Raw genomic sequence first — 17277 nt, forward strand, 5'->3', positions numbered from 1 at the left:
ACCCCCTTGGCCGGGCGCCGGAATCCGTGCTGAGATGCGGCCACCACTCAAAGCTCAAGGGCGTGCTCGGGGAGGGCAACGTGGCGCATACCGCCATGTCTGGTAACGGAACGACCGCCGGTGACGATCCACTCCAGACCGCGGTATGGCGGCTGCGCTCACGCGCGTGCTGGGTCGACGCGGCAGCCCTGATCGAGCCCGACACCCCACAGGCCGCGCTGCAGCGGACCTCGCTGCTCGTCGAACGCTGCCTCTACACCGAGCAGGGCTGGGAGGAGGCCGAGGACGCGCTGCGCACGGCCGAGGCGCAGGCCCGCACCGACGACGAGCGGGGCGCCGCGGCCTGCGAGCGGGGGCAACTGGCGTACGCGGCCACGCTGCTGCGTGTCCGGGACCGCGCCGACGAGGCGCGGGCCGCGCTCGGCCGGGCGGCGGCCCTGATCGCTCCCGGCGCGCCCGGCCGGGCCCTGCTCGACTTCCGGCGGGGCGTCCTCGCCGAGAACCTGGCCCGCTCCCCGCAGGCCGCCCGCGCGGCCTACCGCCGGGCCCACGCCGGGGCCACCGCCCACGAGGACCTGCTGCTGCAGTCCTTCACCTGGCGTCACCTCGCCGGGCTCGCCCTGCGGGACGGCGAGCTGGCCGAGGCGCGGCACGGGTTCGCCGAATCCCTGCGTATTCGGGAGGAGTTGGGCTATCTGGTCGGCACCGCCCCGGCGCTCGTCGCCCTCGCGGAGACCGAGTCCGAACCGGAGGCGTCCCGGCTGCGGGAGGAGGCGGGGCGGTTGTTCCGGCTGCTCGGCGGCGTACCGACGTGGCTGGCCCGGCAGTTGGCGCCACCGCCGGCCGCGACGGCGTGACGGGGCGCGCAGTTCCCCGCGCCCCTGAATGCATCAGGCCCCTGCGGGCCTGAAAAGCATGGGGCGCAGCCCCGGCTTTTCAGGGGCGCGGGGAACTGCCCGAGAAGCCCCACCGGGCCGCGGCCGCCGACGCGACCTCAGCCGCCCACCCCGAAGTGCTTCTCCACCAGACAGCACGCCGCTTCCAGATCCTCCGCCACCAACGCGTCCAGCAGCGCGATGTGCTCCGCCGCGTCGGCCATCAGCTCGACCCGGCCCCCGCTCCCGGCCTCACCCGAGCGCCCGGTCCCCAGGGGGAGTTGCGTACGCCGGTGCAGATCGTCCGTGATCTGCAGAAGCTGCTCGTTCCCGGCCAGCCCCAGCACCCCCCGGTGGAAGGCCCGGTCCGCGTCCCCGTACGTGGCCCGGCACCCGGAGGACGCGGCGCGGGCCGTCTCGTCGGCGAGCGGCCGCAGTTCGCCCCAGCGGTCGGCCGGCACCGTGCGCGCGAGCCGCAGCACCACCGGCACCTGCAGCAGCGCCCGCACCTCGGCCAGCTCGGCCAGTTCCCGGGCGCCCCGCCGTACGACGCGGAACCCCCGGTTGGGCACGACCTCGACCGCGCCCTCGATGGCCAGTTGCTGCATCGCCTCGCGCACGGGGGTCGCGGAGACCCCGAACCGCTCGCCCAGCGCGGGCGCCGAGTACACCTCTCCCGGCGTCAGCTCGCCGCCCGCGAGCGCGGCCCGCAGCGCGTCGAGGATCTGCCCCCGCACGGAGGACCGCTGGACGACGGGGCGCTCGGGCGCACGCGGCAGCGGAATGGGGGTCTCGCTGTGGGTGTGCTCGCCTCGGACCGTGTCGGCGCCGGTGCCGGTGTCGCGGCGCACCGCGGCCGGGCCGCCGCCGTCGGCGGCGATGCCCCGCTCCCGGTCGACGTCCGCGACACCGGGCTGCGCGGGCACGCGGTAGGCCGACGCGGGGCGGGCGGCGGCGGCCTCCGGCGCACGCGGGGTGGCCTGACGCGAGCGCGGTCCGGCCTGCTCCACGGGTCCTCCTGCGAGCCGAGTCGTGTGTCGAGTGATCGAGCAGCGCGGCCCGCCGGGGTACATCGGGGCGCTTAGGTCACTACTGGGGTTGTTACCGGTCGTAAAGCACCATAGGCGCACATGCCCTCAGTTCAAACCTCGACCACCTCGGGTAAGGTAAGCCTTACCTGGCAGCGATGGTGAAACGGCGGTCCCCGTATGCCCCCCTCAGCTCCGGCACCGGCCCCGGCCTCGCGCACGTCGCCGCTGACGGCGGCGTACGCCCGTCTGACCGAGGTCCTGCCGATGGTGAGCGTGACAGAACTCTCCCCCATGGATCCGCTGCCCGACGGCGAGGGGTGGGTGTCCGCCGCCGGACTCGCGGCGGCCGGACCCGAGCTGGACGCCTTCCTCGCCTGGGACGAGGCGCAGATCCGCCGGGACCACGGCCGCGAGGGGCGCCCGGACGTGGTGGCGGCCTTCGGACTGCACCGGTACGCCTGGTACGCCTGCCTCCTGTTCACCGTCCCCTGGTTCCTGCGGCGCCGGGTGCCCCGGTTCCCCGCCGGGGAGGTGGCGTTCCACCGCGAGGAGAGCCGGCTGGCGGTGCGCGGCGGGACGTTCAGCTGCCTGCCGGGCGATCCGGCGGCCGGTGAGCCGGGCGCCCGGGTGGTGCCGGACGAGGAGGCGCTGCGGACCGAGGTGCGGGCGGCGTTCGCCGAGCACATAGAGCCGGTGCTCGGCGGCTTCGGCCCCCGGATGCGGCGGCGCGGGCGGGCACTGTGGGGCATGGCGACCGACGAGATCGTCGAGGGGATCTGGTACGTCTCCGAACTCCTGGGCGCCGACGAGCAGGAGCGCTGCAGGCGCGAGCTGGAACTGCTGCTGCCGGGTGCGACCCGGCCGTACGTGGGCGCCGCCGGCTTCCGCGAACTGACCGGGCCCGGCGGCGAGTCGCTGCCCACCCGGGACCGGGCGAGCTGCTGCATGTTCTACACGCTGGCCCCGCAGGACACCTGCGTCACCTGCCCGCGCACCTGTGAGGCGGACCGGATCGGCAAACTGACGGCGGCCTCCACCAGTTGACGGACCCTCGCGGGACGGGGATGCTTCTCGCCGGGTGACCCCCCGGTGATCGCCCGCGGCATGTGCCGTAAGATCAAATCCGAGTGGGCCCCCGTTTGATTACAGGTAGTTCACAAGTTCCTCACTTGGCGCAGGAACTTTCCGTGGAACCACTCGAACGGGTAATCTCACTCGCACTCAACTCCCGTCCCTCGCGCGGTAGTTCGAGCAGAATGCCGCCTGGCGTCACTCATTGCACTTCCTTGGCGGTCTCTTGCCCCGAAACCCCCTGAGGGCCGCGAGGATTGGGCCACTATGGCGGGCGTTACGCCCTATCCCAATGCAAGGGACCCCTGATGAGATTGACCGACATATCGCTGAACTGGCTGCTTCCGGGCGCCGTACTGCTCCTGGGGATGCTGGCGGCGGTTGCGGTGCTCGCGCGCGGCAAGCGCTCCGGGGAGCACGCGAAGACCGAGGATTCCTGGGAACGCAGCGAGGAACGCCGCAGGCGCAAGGAGAGCCTCTACGGCCTCTTCTCCTACATCCTCCTCTTCTGCTGTGCCGCGGTCGCCGCCGCGCTCTCCTTCCGCGGGCTGGTCGGCTTCGGTGAGCAGAATCTGGGCCTCACCGACGGGTGGCAGTACCTCGTTCCGTTCGGCCTGGACGGCGCCGCCATGTTCTGCTCGGTGCTGGCGGTGCGCGAAGCCAGCCACGGCGACGCGGCCCTGGGCTCCCGGATACTCGTCTGGACGTTCGCCGGTGCGGCGGCCTGGTTCAACTGGGTGCACGCACCCCGGGGCCTCGGCCACGACGGCGCCCCGCAGTTCTTCGCCGGCATGTCCCTCTCCGCCGCGGTGCTGTTCGACCGCGCTCTGAAGCAGACCCGCCGGGCCGCGCTGCGCGAGCAGGGCCTCGTGCCGCGTCCGCTGCCGCAGATCCGCGTGGTCCGCTGGCTGCGGGCCCCGCGTGAGACGTACCGGGCCTGGTCGCTGATGCTCCTGGAGGGCGTGCGCAGCCTGGACGAGGCCGTGGACGAGGTCCGCGAGGACAAGCGGATGAAGGAGGAGAACCGGTCACGCAAGCGCGAGCAGGAGCGTCTGGAGCGCGCCCACCTCAAGGCGATCAGCCGCGGCCACCGGGGTCTGCCCGGTCGTGGCGGCGGTGGCGGCGGCGGTGGCCAGCGCCAGGTGGACACCACCGTGGAGCGTGTACCCGCGGCCCAGGTGGCCTCGGAGCCTGCCATATCGACGCCGGAGCAGCTGCCCGTGCGCTCGCGTCCCTCCCTGCAGCCCGTGCGCAACGCTGACAAGTCGCTCACCGTCGACCTCACCGCCGAGGACGACACCATGGCCCTGCCGCGACTGGACTCCCTGGAGCGCAAGCTCAAGGACCTGGAGCAGCAGTTCGGCTGAGCACGAACGAGGGCTCGAACAGAGGAGCCACACATCGGACAGGGGCGCGGCAGGAAGCCGCGCCCCTGTCCGTTTCCTGCATGGACCGTTCATGCATGGACCGTTCATGCATCGCCCGTTCGGGCATCGCCCGTTCGGGCATTGGCCGTTCGGGCATTGGCCGTTCGGGCATTGGCCGTTCGCGCATTGGCCGTTCGCGCATTGGCCGTTCCGGGCATCGACCGGCTCACGTCGAGGGGGCCGTCAGCCCGCCGTCGAGGTCGAACCACACCGCCTTGCCCACCCCGTGGGGCCGTACGCCCCAGGCGTCGGCGAGGGCCTGGACGAGGAAGAGGCCGCGTCCGCCGGTGCTCTCGTCGCCGTTCGGCACCCTCGGTCTGGGCCTGCGTCCCACGAAGTCCCGGACCTCCACGTGGAGTCCGCTCGGTGAGACCGTCGCGGTCAGCACCGCGTCGTGGTCGGTGTGGATGAGTGCGTTGGTGACCAGCTCGCTCGTCAGCAGCTCCGCTATCTCCGATCGTTCCGGCCGGCCCCATTGCCGCAGCAGTTCCCGCAGGGCCCTGCGGGCCTCGGGCACGGCTTTCAGGTCCGCCCGCCCCAGGGTGCGCTCCAACTGCTCGGCGTCGGCCTTGTCCATCGGGTCGCCGACCGCATCCTCCACCGTCTCTGCCGAGGTGGCCCCTGTCGCCACGGGACCGCTCCCTCGTGCCTGCCTCTTCATGACCCCCGCCCACGCGCCGATGACGATTCCCCCTGTTCCGAACACGTACACGGGGATCCATGCCCCGTCCGGATCGCGGCACTCATGTCGAATCGTCAACGACCCTCCGTGCGCTCTCAAACGCACAGGGTCAAGCCAGCCGCCGCACGCCGTGAGAGCGCTTGTTCCCTCCCGAAACCCTCACATGGCCCGCCGGAGCCGGCCCCGCCGCACGTCCGGCACCGCGCGCCCGGGGCGGCGGACCGACGCAACCGCCCATGCGGGGGCGCGGATCCGGCCGCCGCACACCGGGAGACGGCCACCTCGCGCGCGCCGCGCTCCCCGCCCGAACCGGCCACCCGGCTCGATGATGTTGATTGGCCGGAAACCTGCGCCGGAACGGGCCACCACCGCGAGGGGGCGCGGCTGATTGACGCCCCTTCCTCACCGCGCGGGTGGGCCGTCACGCCTCCCACACGGCGGCGGCCGTACGGTCGTCCGCGTAGCCCTTGACCCTGACCTGGGCGTCGGCGAGGAAGGCGGCGAGACCGGGTGGCTCGCCCGCCCCCCAGCGCGAGGCCAGATGATCGGCGAGCGGGGCCTCTCCCCGCAGGGGTTCGGCCAGACCGCTGCTGCACAGGAGCAGAACGTCCTCCTCCCGGGCCACGGACGCCCGGAAGCGGAAGGGTTCGCGGGGTGGCGCGGGAGCGGGTTCGTACGGGCTCGGGGGTGTCGTGATGCCGAGGTCCATGGTGAGGCGGTCGCCCTCGGGGGTCTCGTGCGGCAGCGAGCCGAAGCCGAGCACCGGCGCGCCGGCCGTGTCGGCGACCCGGGGCTCTATGTCCTGCCACTCCCCGTCCCGCAGCCGGAACAGCCCGCCGGCACCCACCCCGAAGAACACGCGGGTACGGCACCCGGGGTCGGCCGGGATCAGCAGGCAGCGCAGGCTCGCCGTGTACTCCTCCGGGTCGAGCCCCTGCTCGACCGCGCCGGCGCGCAGTTTGCCGAGACTGCGGTCGGTGAGCCGGTGCAGCCCGGACTTGAGGTCACCGCGCCGGGCCGCGCGGATGTCCTCCACCAGCCGGGCGTGGCTCAGCCCGACGGCCCGCCCGATCCACCGGCACGCCTCCGCCGCCGCGCGGTGCGCACCCGGGGTGGCGCGGGCGCCGGTCGCCATGGCCACCAGGACCAGTGCCTGTTCGCCGAGACCGAAGCGGGCGGTGAGGAGCGCGTCGCGGCGCGGTTCGCCCCGGTAGCGCGCCGAATCGCCGCGCAGCGACGCGGCACGCAGGGTGCACGCCCCGTAGCGCGCGCCGTCCAGCACCGTGTCCGAGACCAGGTCCCCGAGATCCTCCGGGTCCGCCGGCGGCAGCGTGGTCGGCTCGGCGTCGTACGTGGGCGGCCCCGACCCCACGTAGTCGACCCGGACGCGCTGACTCCCGGTGACCAGGGTGACCTCCTGCGCCTGGAGGGTGGGGGGCGGGGCGTCGGACGGTTCGGCCGAGGAGGCGGCCGTCGGGCTCACGGCGAGCTGTCCGCCCGCGGACCGCTGCGCGGGCGCGCCCCTCCAGGGCGCGACCGCGCGTACGCCCGGCGGGGTGGGCCCGGACGGAAAGGTCACCGGCCCGGACGGCTGTGCCGCCGGCGGCTCCCAGGGCGCACGCCGCGAGACGAGCCCGCTGTGCCGGCGGGGGTCCTCGGCGGGGGTGGGGGGCGCCGGAGGCGGCACACGGTCGGGGGGCAGGGCGGGAGCCGGGGGCGCAGGCGCGTGGGAGGGGGCCGGGGGCGCAGGGGCGTGGTCCGGGACCGGGGGCGGAGGCGCGTGGTCGGGGGGCGGAGGCGTCCGGTCGGACGGCGTCGTGGGGCCGGGGTTCGGGGTGGCGCCGGTGGGCGGGGACGAGGGCGCGAGGGGAACCGTGTGCTCGTCCTGCTCGCTCCCGCCTTCCCGGCCCCGGGATCCGGCCGACCGGCTCTGGGGCGGCACCCTGTCCGTGTGCGGGACCGGGGCGCGGTCGGGGGGCCGCGGGGCCGCGCCAGTGGAGCCCCTCGCCGTGTCCGGGCCGGCGACCGGCCCGGACGGGCGTCCCTCGGACCCGCCGCGGGACGCGCTCCTCGCGGCCGACGTGCCCGGCACGGCCGCCCAGGCACCGGAGGTGCCCGGTACGGCCCCCCAGGCACCTCGCGCGCCCGCCGCCCGCGGCGCGTCCGCCGGACCGGCCGGGCCCGGCGATCCCGAGGCTCCCGCCGATCCCGAGGCCCCTGGCGTCCCCGAGGCCCCCACCGATCCCGACGTCCCCGACGCCCCCGGCGTCCCTGGCACGTCCGACGCGTCCGGCGCGCCGCCCGGTGTCTCCGGTGTCTCCGGCGACTCCCCGACCGTGTCCGCCGCCGAGGCGAAGCGGTCGTCGAGGGAATCGGCCGCGACCGAGGGGCCGGTGTCCCCAGTGGTGTCGTCGTACAACTGCCGCCACCAGTCGTCCTCGTGACCGGTGGGCCTCTCCCCCTGCTGGCTCATGCCCTTGATTGTCCACCTCGGGAGCCGTATGAAAACGGGGCATCCGGAAAATCAGCCTGCGGAGCCGACGACCACGCGGCGTGTCGGACTACCCGTCGAACTCCGGTGCGAGGCAAGGGAGTCGGGAGACCGGTGGGACGGGGGCGTCCGGGGACCGCCGGGCGGTGCCGCCCAGGCCGCGGTGCCGGGTACGCGACGCTTCTGGGGTACCGCCGTGGGGGCTGGATCCCTCGGTCGCCGACGGGGACGGGACCCCGCCGCGGGACCCGGTGGTGGCCCGGGACCGGCCTGCCTGACCTGCGCTTTCGGGCGGGGTCCTGCACCCTGGGCAGATGGGAGTGTGGGAACTCCTGCTGGTCGCGGTGGTGCTGCTGCTCGGCCTGTGCGGAGTGCTGGTGCCCGGCGTGCCGGGGTCCTGGCTGGTATGGGCCGGGGTCATGTGGTGGGCGCTGGAGGACCCCCGGCCCGCCGCCTGGTGGGTACTGGTCGGCTCCACCGTGGTGCTGCTGGCGTCCTGGGCGGTCCGCTGGGGCCTGCCGCCCCGTCGTCTGACCGAGAGCGGCGCCACCCCGCGCATGGGCGTGTACGCGGGCTCCGGCGCCTTCCTCGGCTTCGTGCTGCTCCCGGTGCTCGGCGCGATCCCCGGCTTCGTCGGCGGTATCTACCTCTCCGAACGGCTGCGGCTGGGCCGCCACGGGGCGGCGAGGGCCGCCACCCGCACGGCGATGCGCGAGGGCGGGTCGAGTGTCCTGGCGGAACTCTTCGCGTGCCTGCTGGTGGCGGGGGCGTGGGTGGGCGTGGTGTTGGGGAACTGAGCCGGGGCCGGGCAGGCCCGGCCCCGCTCAGCCGCCCGCCGGGACGGTCAGCGCAGACCACCCCGCTTGGCCTCCATGGCCGCGCGGCCCTCGGCGTGCTTGCGCTTCCAGTCCTTCCGGATCTCGGCCCGCACCCGCGCGTCGCTCTTGGCGACGATCCGCTGGTTCTCGCGGAGCAGCTTGCGGTAGCTGTCGAGCCGCCGCTCGGGCAGTTCACCGGACTCGACCGCGCCGAGGACCGCGCAGCCGGGCTCGGCGATGTGCGCGCAGTCGTGGAAGCGGCAGTCGGCGGCGAGGGCCTCGATCTCGGCGAAGACCTGCCCGACCCCGCTCTCGGCGTCCCAGAGGCCGACGCCGCGCAGCCCGGGGGTGTCGATCAGGACGCCACCGCCGGGCAGGGCGAGGAGGTTGCGGGTGGTGGTGGTGTGCCGTCCCTTGCCGTCCACGTCACGGATGGCCTGGACGTCCATCACGTCCTCGCCGAGCAGCGCGTTGGCGAGGGTCGACTTGCCGGCGCCGGACTGCCCGAGCAGGACGGAGGTCCCGCCGGAGAGCACCGCGGCGAGGACGTCGAGGCCCTCACCGAGGGCGGAACTGACCGTCAGCACGGCGACGCCGGGCGCGACGGTCTCCACGTCCTGCACCAGGTGCGCCAGCGTGGCGGCGTCCGGCACGAGGTCGGCCTTGGTGAGCACGACCACCGGTTGCGCCCCGGACTCCCAGGCCAGCGCCAGGAACCGTTCGACGCGGCCGAGGTCGAGTTCCACGGCGAGCGACACGGCGACCACGGCGTGGTCGACGTTGGCCGCGAGGATCTGCCCCTCGGCGCGCTTGGAGGAGGTGGAGCGTACGAAGGCACTGCGGCGGGGCAGGAAGGTGCGGACGTACCGCGGGTCGCCCGCGGGTTCCACGGCCACCCAGTCGCCCGTGCACACCACCCGCAGCGGGTCGTGGGGGGTGACGAAGGCGGTGTCGGCCCGCAGCAGGCCGTCCGGGGTGATGACGTCGCACTGACCTCGGTCGACGCGGACGACACGGCCGGACAGGAGGCCCTGCTCGGCGTGGACGGCGAACTCCGCTTCCCAGCCCTCGTCCCAGCCGTACGGGGTGAGGGGGTGCGAGGAGATCGAGGAAGCCGAAGGAGAAAGGTGGTTCAAGGGAAACCCTTCACAAGGGCGGCCCCGGCGGCACGCGTGTGCGCGCTGTGGTGGGAAAGGTCAGCCGGAGGCCACGGAGGTGGAGTGGATGATCTTCTGGTTGCGGGCAGCGCCCATCACAGAGACAGCCATCGGTCACACCTCCCGTTTCTCCGTACGACTGACACACGTCCGACACCGGTGGCCTCGGGCCACCGTGTGAAGCCCCCTCAGGATAGGAACAGCCGGCGGCGGACGCCACCTGTTTTCCGGGCGGCTTCGAACGACCGCCGCGGGGCCGGCGCCCGGGTCTCCCCGGGCGCCGGCCCCGTGCGGGACGTCACTTCTCCAGGAAGGCCAGGAGCGCGGTGTTGACCTCCTGCGCGTGCGTCCACAGCAGACCGTGCGGGGCACCCTCGATCTCGACGTAGTCGGCGGACGGGAGCGCCTTGTGGAACAGGCGCGCGGTGCCGTCCACGGGCAGGATGCGGTCGCCCGTGCCGTGCAGGATCAGGGCCGGCACGTCGATGGCCGGGATGTCCTGGCGGAAGTCGGTGTACCAGGTGGAGGGCGCGGCGGCGGCGGCGAAGAACCCGCCGCCCGCCGCGACGTCCCAGCTGTGACGGACCGCTTCCTCGCTGATCCGGGTGCCGAGGTTCTCGTCCAGGTTGTAGAAGTCCTTGTAGAAGTCCGTGTAGTAGGCGTAGCGGTCCGCCTTGACGGCCGCGACGACTCCGTCGAAGAACTCCTTCGGAGCGACCCCGTCGGGGTTGTCGTCGGACTTCAGCAGGCAGGGCTCCAGCGACGCGAGGAACGCGACCTTGGCGACCCGCTCGGTGCCGTAGGCGGACACGTACCGGGCGACCTCGCCGGTGCCCATGGAGAAGCCGACGAGGACGGCGTCCCGCAGGTCGAGGGTCTCCATGACCGTGTTCAGGTCGGCCGCGAAGGTGTCGTAGTCGTAGCCCGTGGTCGGCTGGCTGGACTGTCCGAAACCACGGCGGTCGTACGTGATCACGCGGTGTCCCGCCTCCAGCAGGACGGCGCTCTGCCGCTCCCAGGAGTGGCCGTCGAGGGGGAAGCCGTGGATGAGGACGACCGGCTGCCCCGTGCCGTGGTCCTCGTAGTAGAGGTCGATGGTGGTGGAGTTTTCCTGACCCACGGTGATGTACGGCAAGGGGATCGTTCCTTCGTTCGACGATGGCCGGCGTCCGGCCGGCGGCCCGCAGTGCGGGACTGGGACGACCCTAGGAAGAACGAACCCCTGTCACTCGTCCGCGAGTGCACCGGTTCTTGCCCCGTAGTGCAACATGGCCGGAGGCGAGGGCCGGGACCGGAGCCGAGGACCGGGCGGGCGGAGCCGCTCGCCCGGTCGCGCTCACTTCCCGGTGGCGCAGGGGCGTCCGTCGAGCGTGAACTTCACGGGAGCGGGGTTGTCGAAGCCCTGCCAGATGCCCAGGAAGCCGACGCCGAAGGTGCCGCCCGCCGCGACGGTCTTGTTGTAGTCGGCGGCGGTGACGCTGACCTGGGAGCCCTCCTGGTCGAAGGTGCCGTCCCACATCTGGGTGACGCGCTGGTCGCCCGCGTAGGTCCAGCCGAGGCGCCAGCCGTCGAGCGCCTTCTTGGAGGTGACGGTGAGGGTGGCCTGGAAGCCGCCGGGCCATTCGTTGACGACTTCGTAGCGGACGTGGCAGGCGGCGGCGGGCGACTTGCCGGGGTCGACCGGCTTGTGGGAGACACGGGCCGGCGTCGAGGCGTCGCCCTGCGGCTCCTCGTTGCCGTTGCCGTCCTTGCTCTTGTCCTTGTCCTTGCCGTCGCTGTCGCCCGCGTCGTCCTTCGCACCGGAACCGGTCGCATCGGGCCGTGCCGTGCTCTGCAGTTCGGACCCGTCGCCGGACGGGGCCCCCGTCACGGGGAATCTGGGGTCCTGCTGGACCACCGGCGATCCGTCGGAGGAGCCGCCGGCGGTCGTGTCGTCCCCGCCGAAGGGGGTGAGGGAGACCGCGAGCGTCAGCACGGAGACGACGCCGGCGGCGACGAGCAGCCCGTTGCGGCTGAGGGTGAACCGGGACCTGGTCTCACGGCCCGGCGAGAGGCCCCGGTCGGTGCCGGTGGCGTCGGCGCGTCCGGGGAGCATCCCCGCGTCGGCCGCGCGGCGGCGGCGCTCCAGATAGGCGAGCCCGCTCCAGCCGATCACACCGCCGGCGAGCGCGGCGGGCAGTCCGCCGCCGTGCAGACCGAGACAGGCCGCGGCCTCCGCGCACCCCACACAGGTGGCGAGGTGGCGCGACAGGTCGTCGGGGGTGTCGGTGCCGGGTGAGCGGGTGACCGCGTCGAGCAGCCGGGCGTAGACGCGGCAGTCGGGGTTCATGGGCGTGTCGAGCTGGCTGCGGTGGCAGCGGTCCCTGAACAGCGCCCGCACCTGGTCGAGTTCGGACGCGGCGACCGCCGGGTCCAGGCCGAGGCGGCGGGCCACCGAGCCCAACGGCAGCGACTCGACCTCGGCGAGCCACAGCAGCGCCGCGTCGGGTTCCTGCATGTCCCGCAGGGCGCGCAGGGCGAGGGGCCGGTACAGCGGCGGGCCGGTGTAGCGCGCGGCCTTGTCCGAGTTGAGCCACAGGCGCAGGTCGGGGTCGAGCCGGTGGCCCTGGCCGCCCGCCTCCCAGGCCGCGGCGGTGGTCCTGACCCAGGTCAGGAGGAAGGGTATGCGCGGCAGCCGCAGGGCACGCCGTCCGGCGCCGCGCTCGGCTCCCGTGTCGAACTCCAGGGCCTGCGCCTCGTGCATGCCGTGCGTGAAGGCGTCGGTGGCCAGTTGGGTCGCCGCGGCGGACCCCGAGGTGCACAGGTCGGCGTACGACAGGACCGCGTCCCAGCACTCCGAGAACAGCGCGGCCTCGGCGGCGTCCTGGGGCTTCGGCAGGTCGGGCATGGGTCTCCTGCATCCACAGAGCGAGGGGGGAAGTTCGCAAAAGCGGTCAACTACCCTTTGCTTCAAGGGAGTTCGGGGGGACCACCTTGCGGGTGGCCCAGAGCTTTTCACGCTTTCCGCACAACTGACAAGCTGCGTCTTCAAAAGCCGTTACCAGCGGTCACGCTTGGGGAGTTGTACGTACGCCTGTCCCGAATTACTCAACCGCCACAGGAGTTACCGAACGGAAACATCGTCGGCACTCTCCGTGTCGGCCCCCTTGCCCACTCCTCGCCCTGCCCCTGCCCCTGCCCCTGCCCCTGCCCCTGCCCGGGGACGGCTCGTCAGCCGTCCCCCTTCACCGCTCCCTCGGTCGTCTCCTCGACGGCCGGCAGGCTGTCCATGAAGGAGCTGACGGAGAAGACGGCGTTGCCGGGTCCGGGCGGGCCGTATCCGGGCGGCGACGACAGCCCGAACTCGTCCATCGTGGCGCGGTACGCCTGCAGCAGCCGGATGTGGTACTCCAGCGGCGCGCCCTGCGGGTTGGCCTTGCCGAGCGGGGTCGTGGGCTCCGGGCACCAGGTGGTGAAGCGGGGCGTGATGCCGTGCGACATGAAGAAGCGCAGGCCCTCGGTGGTGGAGGCGATGGCCTCGTCGACGGTCTTGAACCCGAAGGGCTCGGCCATCTCCACGCCCGCCACGAAGTTGGGGATCACGTTGCGCGCGCCGAAGACACCCGCCGAGTCCAGGATCCGCCGGTGCCACTCGTCGCGGCCGACGTAGCGCTCCTTGCCGGGGCAGAACAGCTTGAAGAGGTACTCGTCCCACACCTCGTAGTTGGGGTGGTAGATCTTCACGCCGTAGTCGTGGAAGCGCTTGACGTCGTCCAGCGGCAGCGCCTGCGCCACGACCTTGCCGATCCAGCGGTCCGGGAACCGCTCCTCGATGGCCTTGGCGTAGTGGCCGTAGAAGTCGGCCTCGTCCCGGCCCGAGACCGTCTTGGTGATGGCCCCGCCGGTGAGCGTGTACGCGGTGGACGTCTTCGCCGTGTCGTACCGGTCGATGATCTCCAGGGCTTCGAGGACCTCGTCGACGTCCTTCACGCCCGTGTAGGGGCGGCCCGCCGCCTTGTGCTGGCGCCAGTTGTGGTTGATGTCGCAGTACTGGCACTCCTCCTTCGCGCCGAAGTACTGGCAGACGCGGAAGACGGTGAGGTAGATCAGGTAGCCCCACTGGATGGTGGGGGCCACCTCCATCACGGACTTTCCGTTGGAGAGGGTGTGCTTGTAGTACTCCGGCATGGGCGGGACGCCGACGTCGGCGATGCGCCTGCCGTCGAGGTACAGGCCGAGCAGGCCGTCCTCGTCGGACGCCACCCGGTAGGGCGAGGACGGGTTGACCCGTACGGAGACGACCGTGCGGCGCAGGTCGTACGGGCCGCCGGTGAGGATGATCTCCTCCGGCGGGCGGCGCAGCGCGGCTTCGCCCAGCTCGGGGAGGGTGCCGTGGTCGAAGGAGAAGATGAAGTATGACTTCGGCTTCACCTCGCCCTTCTCGTTGTCGCTCAGCGCGGAGGCGTCGAAGGCCACACCGCCCCTGAGCAGGTCCTCCTTGAAGACGGCTTCCCGTGGCACGTGCGGGAACCTCTCCATCAGGTCCTCCACCAGTGCGGTGCGGCTGCCATCCATCCCGTTGTCTCCTCGCTCACGACGACGACGTCCGGGGATCGCCCGCACGCACCTCCCCACGGTATGCCTCCGGCGGTCGGGCCGAGGGGTGGGGGGGTGGGGGGCGCGTCGACGAGAGCGGCCGGAAGGGCGCGGGAGGGGGGCGGGGGCGGAGGCGGGGGCGGGGGCGGAGGCGGGGGCTGCTCGCGCGGCTCCCCGCGCGAGCAGTGGGCCGTGTGGGCCTTCCCCTGGGTCAGCAGTCGCGCAGCGGGTCCGTCTCGCTGTAGATGGCGGTGTCCTTCATCCAGCCGAGCTTGCCGTTGTCGGCGACGGTCTTGATCCAGCGGGTCGGGTGCGGTCCGCCCACCCATGCCTGGTTGTCCATCTTGCAGAAGAACCAGCTCGGGTTGGTGTTCATGGTCCCGACGATCTGGTTGGGGTTGGGGTACAGGGGGTTGTTGCCCACCGATCCGTACACCGGGGCGCCGGAGACGTTGTTGCACCACCACCTGATGCCGTCCTCGTGCCGCCAGCAGTTGGACGCGGCGGACGCGGACGGCGCCGCGAGGGTCGTGCCGAGCGCGGCGGCCAGGCCGGCGGTGGCGACCAGCCATCGAAACCTCATGTACGTGTTTCCCTTCGTGTCATGACACGAGCCCTTCGGCCCTGTCCCGCACCGAAGCCTGCCGACCCGGGGGACTCGTCCGCACCCCCTTTCGACCAGGGTCGAAAACCGCTGGTGGACGTCACGCCATGCGTTCCAGGGTCGACCTGTCCAGCGCGTACGCGAGTCCCGCTCCGGCGGCGAGCCGTTCGGCCTCCTGCGTGACCGCCAGGCCGAGGCGGGCGACCTCGTTGCCCTGGGAGCCGGCCAGGTGGGGAGTGACGAAGGCGTTCGGCAGGTCGAGGAGGGGGGAGTCGGCGGGCAGTGGTTCGGGGTCGGTGACGTCGAGGATCGCGGAGAGCCGGCCGGTGCGCAGCTCGTCGACGAGCGCGTCGTGGTCGACGAGCGCGCCGCGCGCGGTGTTGAGCAGGACGGCCCCGTCGGGCATCAGGGCGAGCGCGCGGCGGTCGAGCAGCCGGTGGGTCTCGGGGGTGTCCGGGGCGTGCACGGTGACGATGTCGGAGGTGCGCAGCAGCTCGTCGAGCGGCAGCAGCGGTACGCCGAGGGCAGCGGCCCCGGCCTCGTCGACGTAGGGGTCGGTGAGGCTCACCCGCAGGTCGAAGGGGCGCAGCAGCTCGATGACGCGGCGGCCGATGCGGGAGGCTCCGACGACACCGACCCGGCGGCCGTGGTTGCCGATGCCGGGGACGAACCCCCAGCCCGGCGAGACGCGCTCGGTCCGCAGGCGTTCACGGCGGTTGAGGATGTCCTTGCCGGCGAGCAGGATCATGGCGAGCGTGTACTCGGCGACGGGCAGGGCGTTGGCGTCGGCGGCCGTCGAGACGGTGATCCCGCGCTCCCAGACGTCCGGGGTGACGAACCCCTTCACCGAGCCCGCCGAGTGCAGGATCGCCCGCAGCCCGGGCGCCGCGTCCAGGACCGCGCGGTCGATCCGGGGGCAGCCCCAGCCGGTGACCAGGATCTCGGTCTCGGCCAGTGCCTTGCGGACCCGGGGGTCGGAGAAGTCCTCGGCGACGAGGGCGGGATCGATCTCGACGGTCTCGCGCAGCCGTGACAGCACCTCCGGCGGGAAGACCTGCGGAACGTTCTCGGCCGTCATGGCGAACAGGGCGAGCGGACGCTCGGGCAAGGAAGGGCCTTCCGGACGGAGGAGGAGGTGGTCGCGGCAGCAACCGCTCTCTACGGTAGGCAGGCGCTCGGAGAGGGTCAATGAACGGGGACCGGCCCGGAACGGAGAGGATGACCCTCGACAGCGACGGCTCACGGAGCGCGGAGGACAGCCGCATGACGACGGAGACCCTGACCAACTGGGCCGGGAACATCACGTACACCGCGAAGGAGCTGCACCGGCCGCACTCCGCCGACGCGCTGCGGGCCCTGGTCGCGGGCAGCGAGCGCGTGCGGGTGCTGGGCAGCGGGCACTCGTTCAACGAGATCGCGGAGCCCGGCCCCGGGGGTGTCCTGCTCTCCCTGACCGGGCTGCCGGCGGCGATCGACGTGGACACGGCCGCCCGTACGGTACGGGTCGGCGGCGGTGTCCGGTACGCGGAGCTGGCCCGCGCGGTGCACGCCCATGGTCTCGCCCTGCACAACATGGCCTCCCTCCCGCACATCTCCGTGGCGGGCTCGGTGGCCACCGGCACCCATGGCTCGGGCGACGGCAACGCACCGCTCGCGGCGGCGGTGCGCGAGGTCGAGCTGGTCACGGCGGACGGGTCGGCGCTGACGCTGACGCGCGGCGACGAGCGCTTCGGCGCGGCGGTCACCTCGCTCGGGGCCCTCGGCGTGGTCACCGCGCTCACCCTCGACCTGGAACCCGCCTTCGGGATGACCCAGCACGTCTTCGGTCAACTCCCCCTGGACGGGCTGGACTTCGCCGCCGTCACGGCCTCGGCCTACAGCGTGAGCCTCTTCACCCGCTGGCAGCACTCCGGCTTCGACCAGGTGTGGGTCAAGCGGCGCCAGGACCGGCCCGTGACGGACTTCCCGTGGGCCGAGCCCGCGGCCGAGGCGATGCATCCGGTGCCGGGCATGCCGGCGGTGAACTGCACCGAGCAGTTCGGGGTGCCCGGCCCCTGGCACGAGCGGCTGCCGCACTTCCGGGCGGAGTTCACGCCGAGCAGCGGGGAGGAACTGCAGTCGGAGTACCTGATGCCGCGCCCGTTCGCCCTGGACGCCCTGCGCGCGCTCGACTCGATCCGGCACGCGGTGGCACCGGTGCTGCAGGTCTGCGAGGTCCGGACGATGGCCGCCGACGGGCAGTGGATCAGCCCCGCCGAGGGCCGGGACACGGTCGCGCTGCACTTCACGTGGATCGCGGACGCGGCGCCCGTCCTGCCGGTGGTGCGGCGGGTGGAGGAGGTGCTCGCCCCGTTCGAGGCCCGGCCGCACTGGGGCAAGGTGTTCACCGTGCCGGCCGCCGAACTGGGGCCGCTGTACCCCCGGCTGGGTGATTTCCGGCGGGTGGCCGACGGACTGGACCCGGCGGGCAAGTTCCGCAACGCCTTCGTGCGGGAGGTTCTCGGCGCCTGAGGCGCGCGCGGTGGGCGCGGCAGCGTGGGGGGGCG

Annotated in this window: 14 protein-coding genes; 5 read left to right on the plus strand and 9 right to left on the minus strand. The window is 73.1% G+C overall.

Annotated elements, in window-relative coordinates:
* Positions 1-80 precede the first annotated feature (80 nt).
* The gene (locus PYR72_RS12960; protein WP_037724290.1) at positions 81-857 is read left to right on the plus strand and encodes a hypothetical protein; all 777 of its coding nucleotides are present in this window, start codon (positions 81-83) and stop codon (positions 855-857) included.
* A gap of 137 nt (positions 858-994) precedes the next feature.
* Here PYR72_RS12960 and PYR72_RS12965 read toward each other — a convergent pair whose 3' ends face one another.
* Entirely contained in the window at positions 995-1885 is an 891-nt protein-coding gene (locus tag PYR72_RS12965; protein ID WP_275455489.1) for a GntR family transcriptional regulator, read from the minus strand.
* Positions 1886-2083: 198 nt separating this feature from the next.
* On the opposite strand from PYR72_RS12965, the gene PYR72_RS12970 reads away from it, so the two are divergent.
* Both PYR72_RS12970 and PYR72_RS12975 read left to right on the plus strand, forming a co-directional pair.
* Positions 2084-2950: a (2Fe-2S)-binding protein gene (locus PYR72_RS12970; protein ID WP_275455490.1), complete on the plus strand. Its 867-nt coding sequence runs from the start codon at positions 2084-2086 to the stop codon at positions 2948-2950.
* Positions 2951-3285: 335 nt separating this feature from the next.
* Positions 3286-4344, plus strand: a complete 1059-nt coding sequence (locus PYR72_RS12975) for a DUF2637 domain-containing protein (RefSeq protein ID WP_275455491.1) — start codon at positions 3286-3288, stop codon at positions 4342-4344.
* Positions 4345-4570: 226 nt separating this feature from the next.
* Here PYR72_RS12975 and PYR72_RS12980 read toward each other — a convergent pair whose 3' ends face one another.
* Positions 4571-5065, minus strand: coding sequence for an ATP-binding protein (locus PYR72_RS12980; RefSeq protein ID WP_046774269.1), 495 nt, complete (start codon positions 5063-5065; stop codon positions 4571-4573).
* 442 nt (positions 5066-5507) lie between these two features.
* A complete protein-coding gene (locus tag PYR72_RS12985; protein ID WP_275455492.1) occupies positions 5508-7559 on the minus strand; it encodes a protein phosphatase 2C domain-containing protein in 2052 nt (683 codons plus the stop codon).
* Positions 7560-7891: 332 nt separating this feature from the next.
* Here PYR72_RS12985 and PYR72_RS12990 point away from each other — a divergent pair, with 332 nt between their 5' ends.
* On the plus strand, positions 7892-8374 hold the full coding sequence (locus PYR72_RS12990; RefSeq protein ID WP_275455493.1) for a DUF456 domain-containing protein: 483 nt from the start codon (positions 7892-7894) through the stop codon (positions 8372-8374).
* A 47-nt stretch (positions 8375-8421) separates the two neighbouring features.
* On the opposite strand, the gene rsgA is transcribed toward PYR72_RS12990, so the two are convergent.
* The 6 genes from rsgA to PYR72_RS13020 form a co-directional block, all read right to left on the minus strand.
* A complete protein-coding gene (gene rsgA, locus PYR72_RS12995) occupies positions 8422-9531 on the minus strand; it encodes a ribosome small subunit-dependent GTPase A (protein WP_275455494.1) in 1110 nt (369 codons plus the stop codon).
* 319 nt (positions 9532-9850) lie between these two features.
* Positions 9851-10687, minus strand: a complete 837-nt coding sequence (locus PYR72_RS13000; RefSeq protein WP_275455495.1) for an alpha/beta hydrolase — start codon at positions 10685-10687, stop codon at positions 9851-9853.
* A gap of 201 nt (positions 10688-10888) precedes the next feature.
* A complete protein-coding gene (locus PYR72_RS13005) occupies positions 10889-12439 on the minus strand; it encodes a cellulose-binding domain-containing protein (protein ID WP_275455496.1) in 1551 nt (516 codons plus the stop codon).
* A 323-nt stretch (positions 12440-12762) separates the two neighbouring features.
* On the minus strand, positions 12763-14106 hold the full coding sequence (locus PYR72_RS13010; RefSeq protein WP_275455497.1) for a radical SAM protein: 1344 nt from the start codon (positions 14104-14106) through the stop codon (positions 12763-12765).
* A gap of 232 nt (positions 14107-14338) precedes the next feature.
* Complete coding sequence (locus tag PYR72_RS13015; protein WP_275455498.1) at positions 14339-14710, minus strand: hypothetical protein; 372 nt, start codon at positions 14708-14710, stop codon at positions 14339-14341.
* A 121-nt stretch (positions 14711-14831) separates the two neighbouring features.
* A complete protein-coding gene (locus tag PYR72_RS13020) occupies positions 14832-15839 on the minus strand; it encodes a hydroxyacid dehydrogenase (RefSeq protein WP_275455499.1) in 1008 nt (335 codons plus the stop codon).
* Positions 15840-15994: 155 nt separating this feature from the next.
* On the opposite strand from PYR72_RS13020, the gene PYR72_RS13025 reads away from it, so the two are divergent.
* Positions 15995-17242, plus strand: coding sequence for an FAD-binding protein (locus PYR72_RS13025; RefSeq protein WP_275455500.1), 1248 nt, complete (start codon positions 15995-15997; stop codon positions 17240-17242).
* Positions 17243-17277 lie beyond the last annotated feature (35 nt).

It is taken from the genome of Streptomyces sp. VNUA24 (assembly GCF_029167005.1).
GTDB classification, from domain to species: Bacteria; Actinomycetota; Actinomycetes; order Streptomycetales; family Streptomycetaceae; genus Streptomyces; species Streptomyces scabiei.

Coding starts and splice junctions, on each gene's coding strand:
- PYR72_RS13005 (WP_275455496.1), bottom strand. CDS start 12,439: ATGCCCGACCTGCCGAAGCCCCAGGACGCCGCCGAGGCCGCGCTGTTC.
- PYR72_RS12980 (WP_046774269.1), bottom strand. CDS start 5,065: ATGAAGAGGCAGGCACGAGGGAGCGGTCCCGTGGCGACAGGGGCCACC.
- PYR72_RS13010 (WP_275455497.1), bottom strand. CDS start 14,106: ATGGATGGCAGCCGCACCGCACTGGTGGAGGACCTGATGGAGAGGTTC.
- PYR72_RS13015 (WP_275455498.1), bottom strand. CDS start 14,710: ATGAGGTTTCGATGGCTGGTCGCCACCGCCGGCCTGGCCGCCGCGCTC.
- PYR72_RS12990 (WP_275455493.1), top strand. CDS start 7,892: ATGGGAGTGTGGGAACTCCTGCTGGTCGCGGTGGTGCTGCTGCTCGGC.
- PYR72_RS12985 (WP_275455492.1), bottom strand. CDS start 7,559: ATGAGCCAGCAGGGGGAGAGGCCCACCGGTCACGAGGACGACTGGTGG.
- PYR72_RS13025 (WP_275455500.1), top strand. CDS start 15,995: ATGACGACGGAGACCCTGACCAACTGGGCCGGGAACATCACGTACACC.
- PYR72_RS12975 (WP_275455491.1), top strand. CDS start 3,286: ATGAGATTGACCGACATATCGCTGAACTGGCTGCTTCCGGGCGCCGTA.
- PYR72_RS12970 (WP_275455490.1), top strand. CDS start 2,084: ATGCCCCCCTCAGCTCCGGCACCGGCCCCGGCCTCGCGCACGTCGCCG.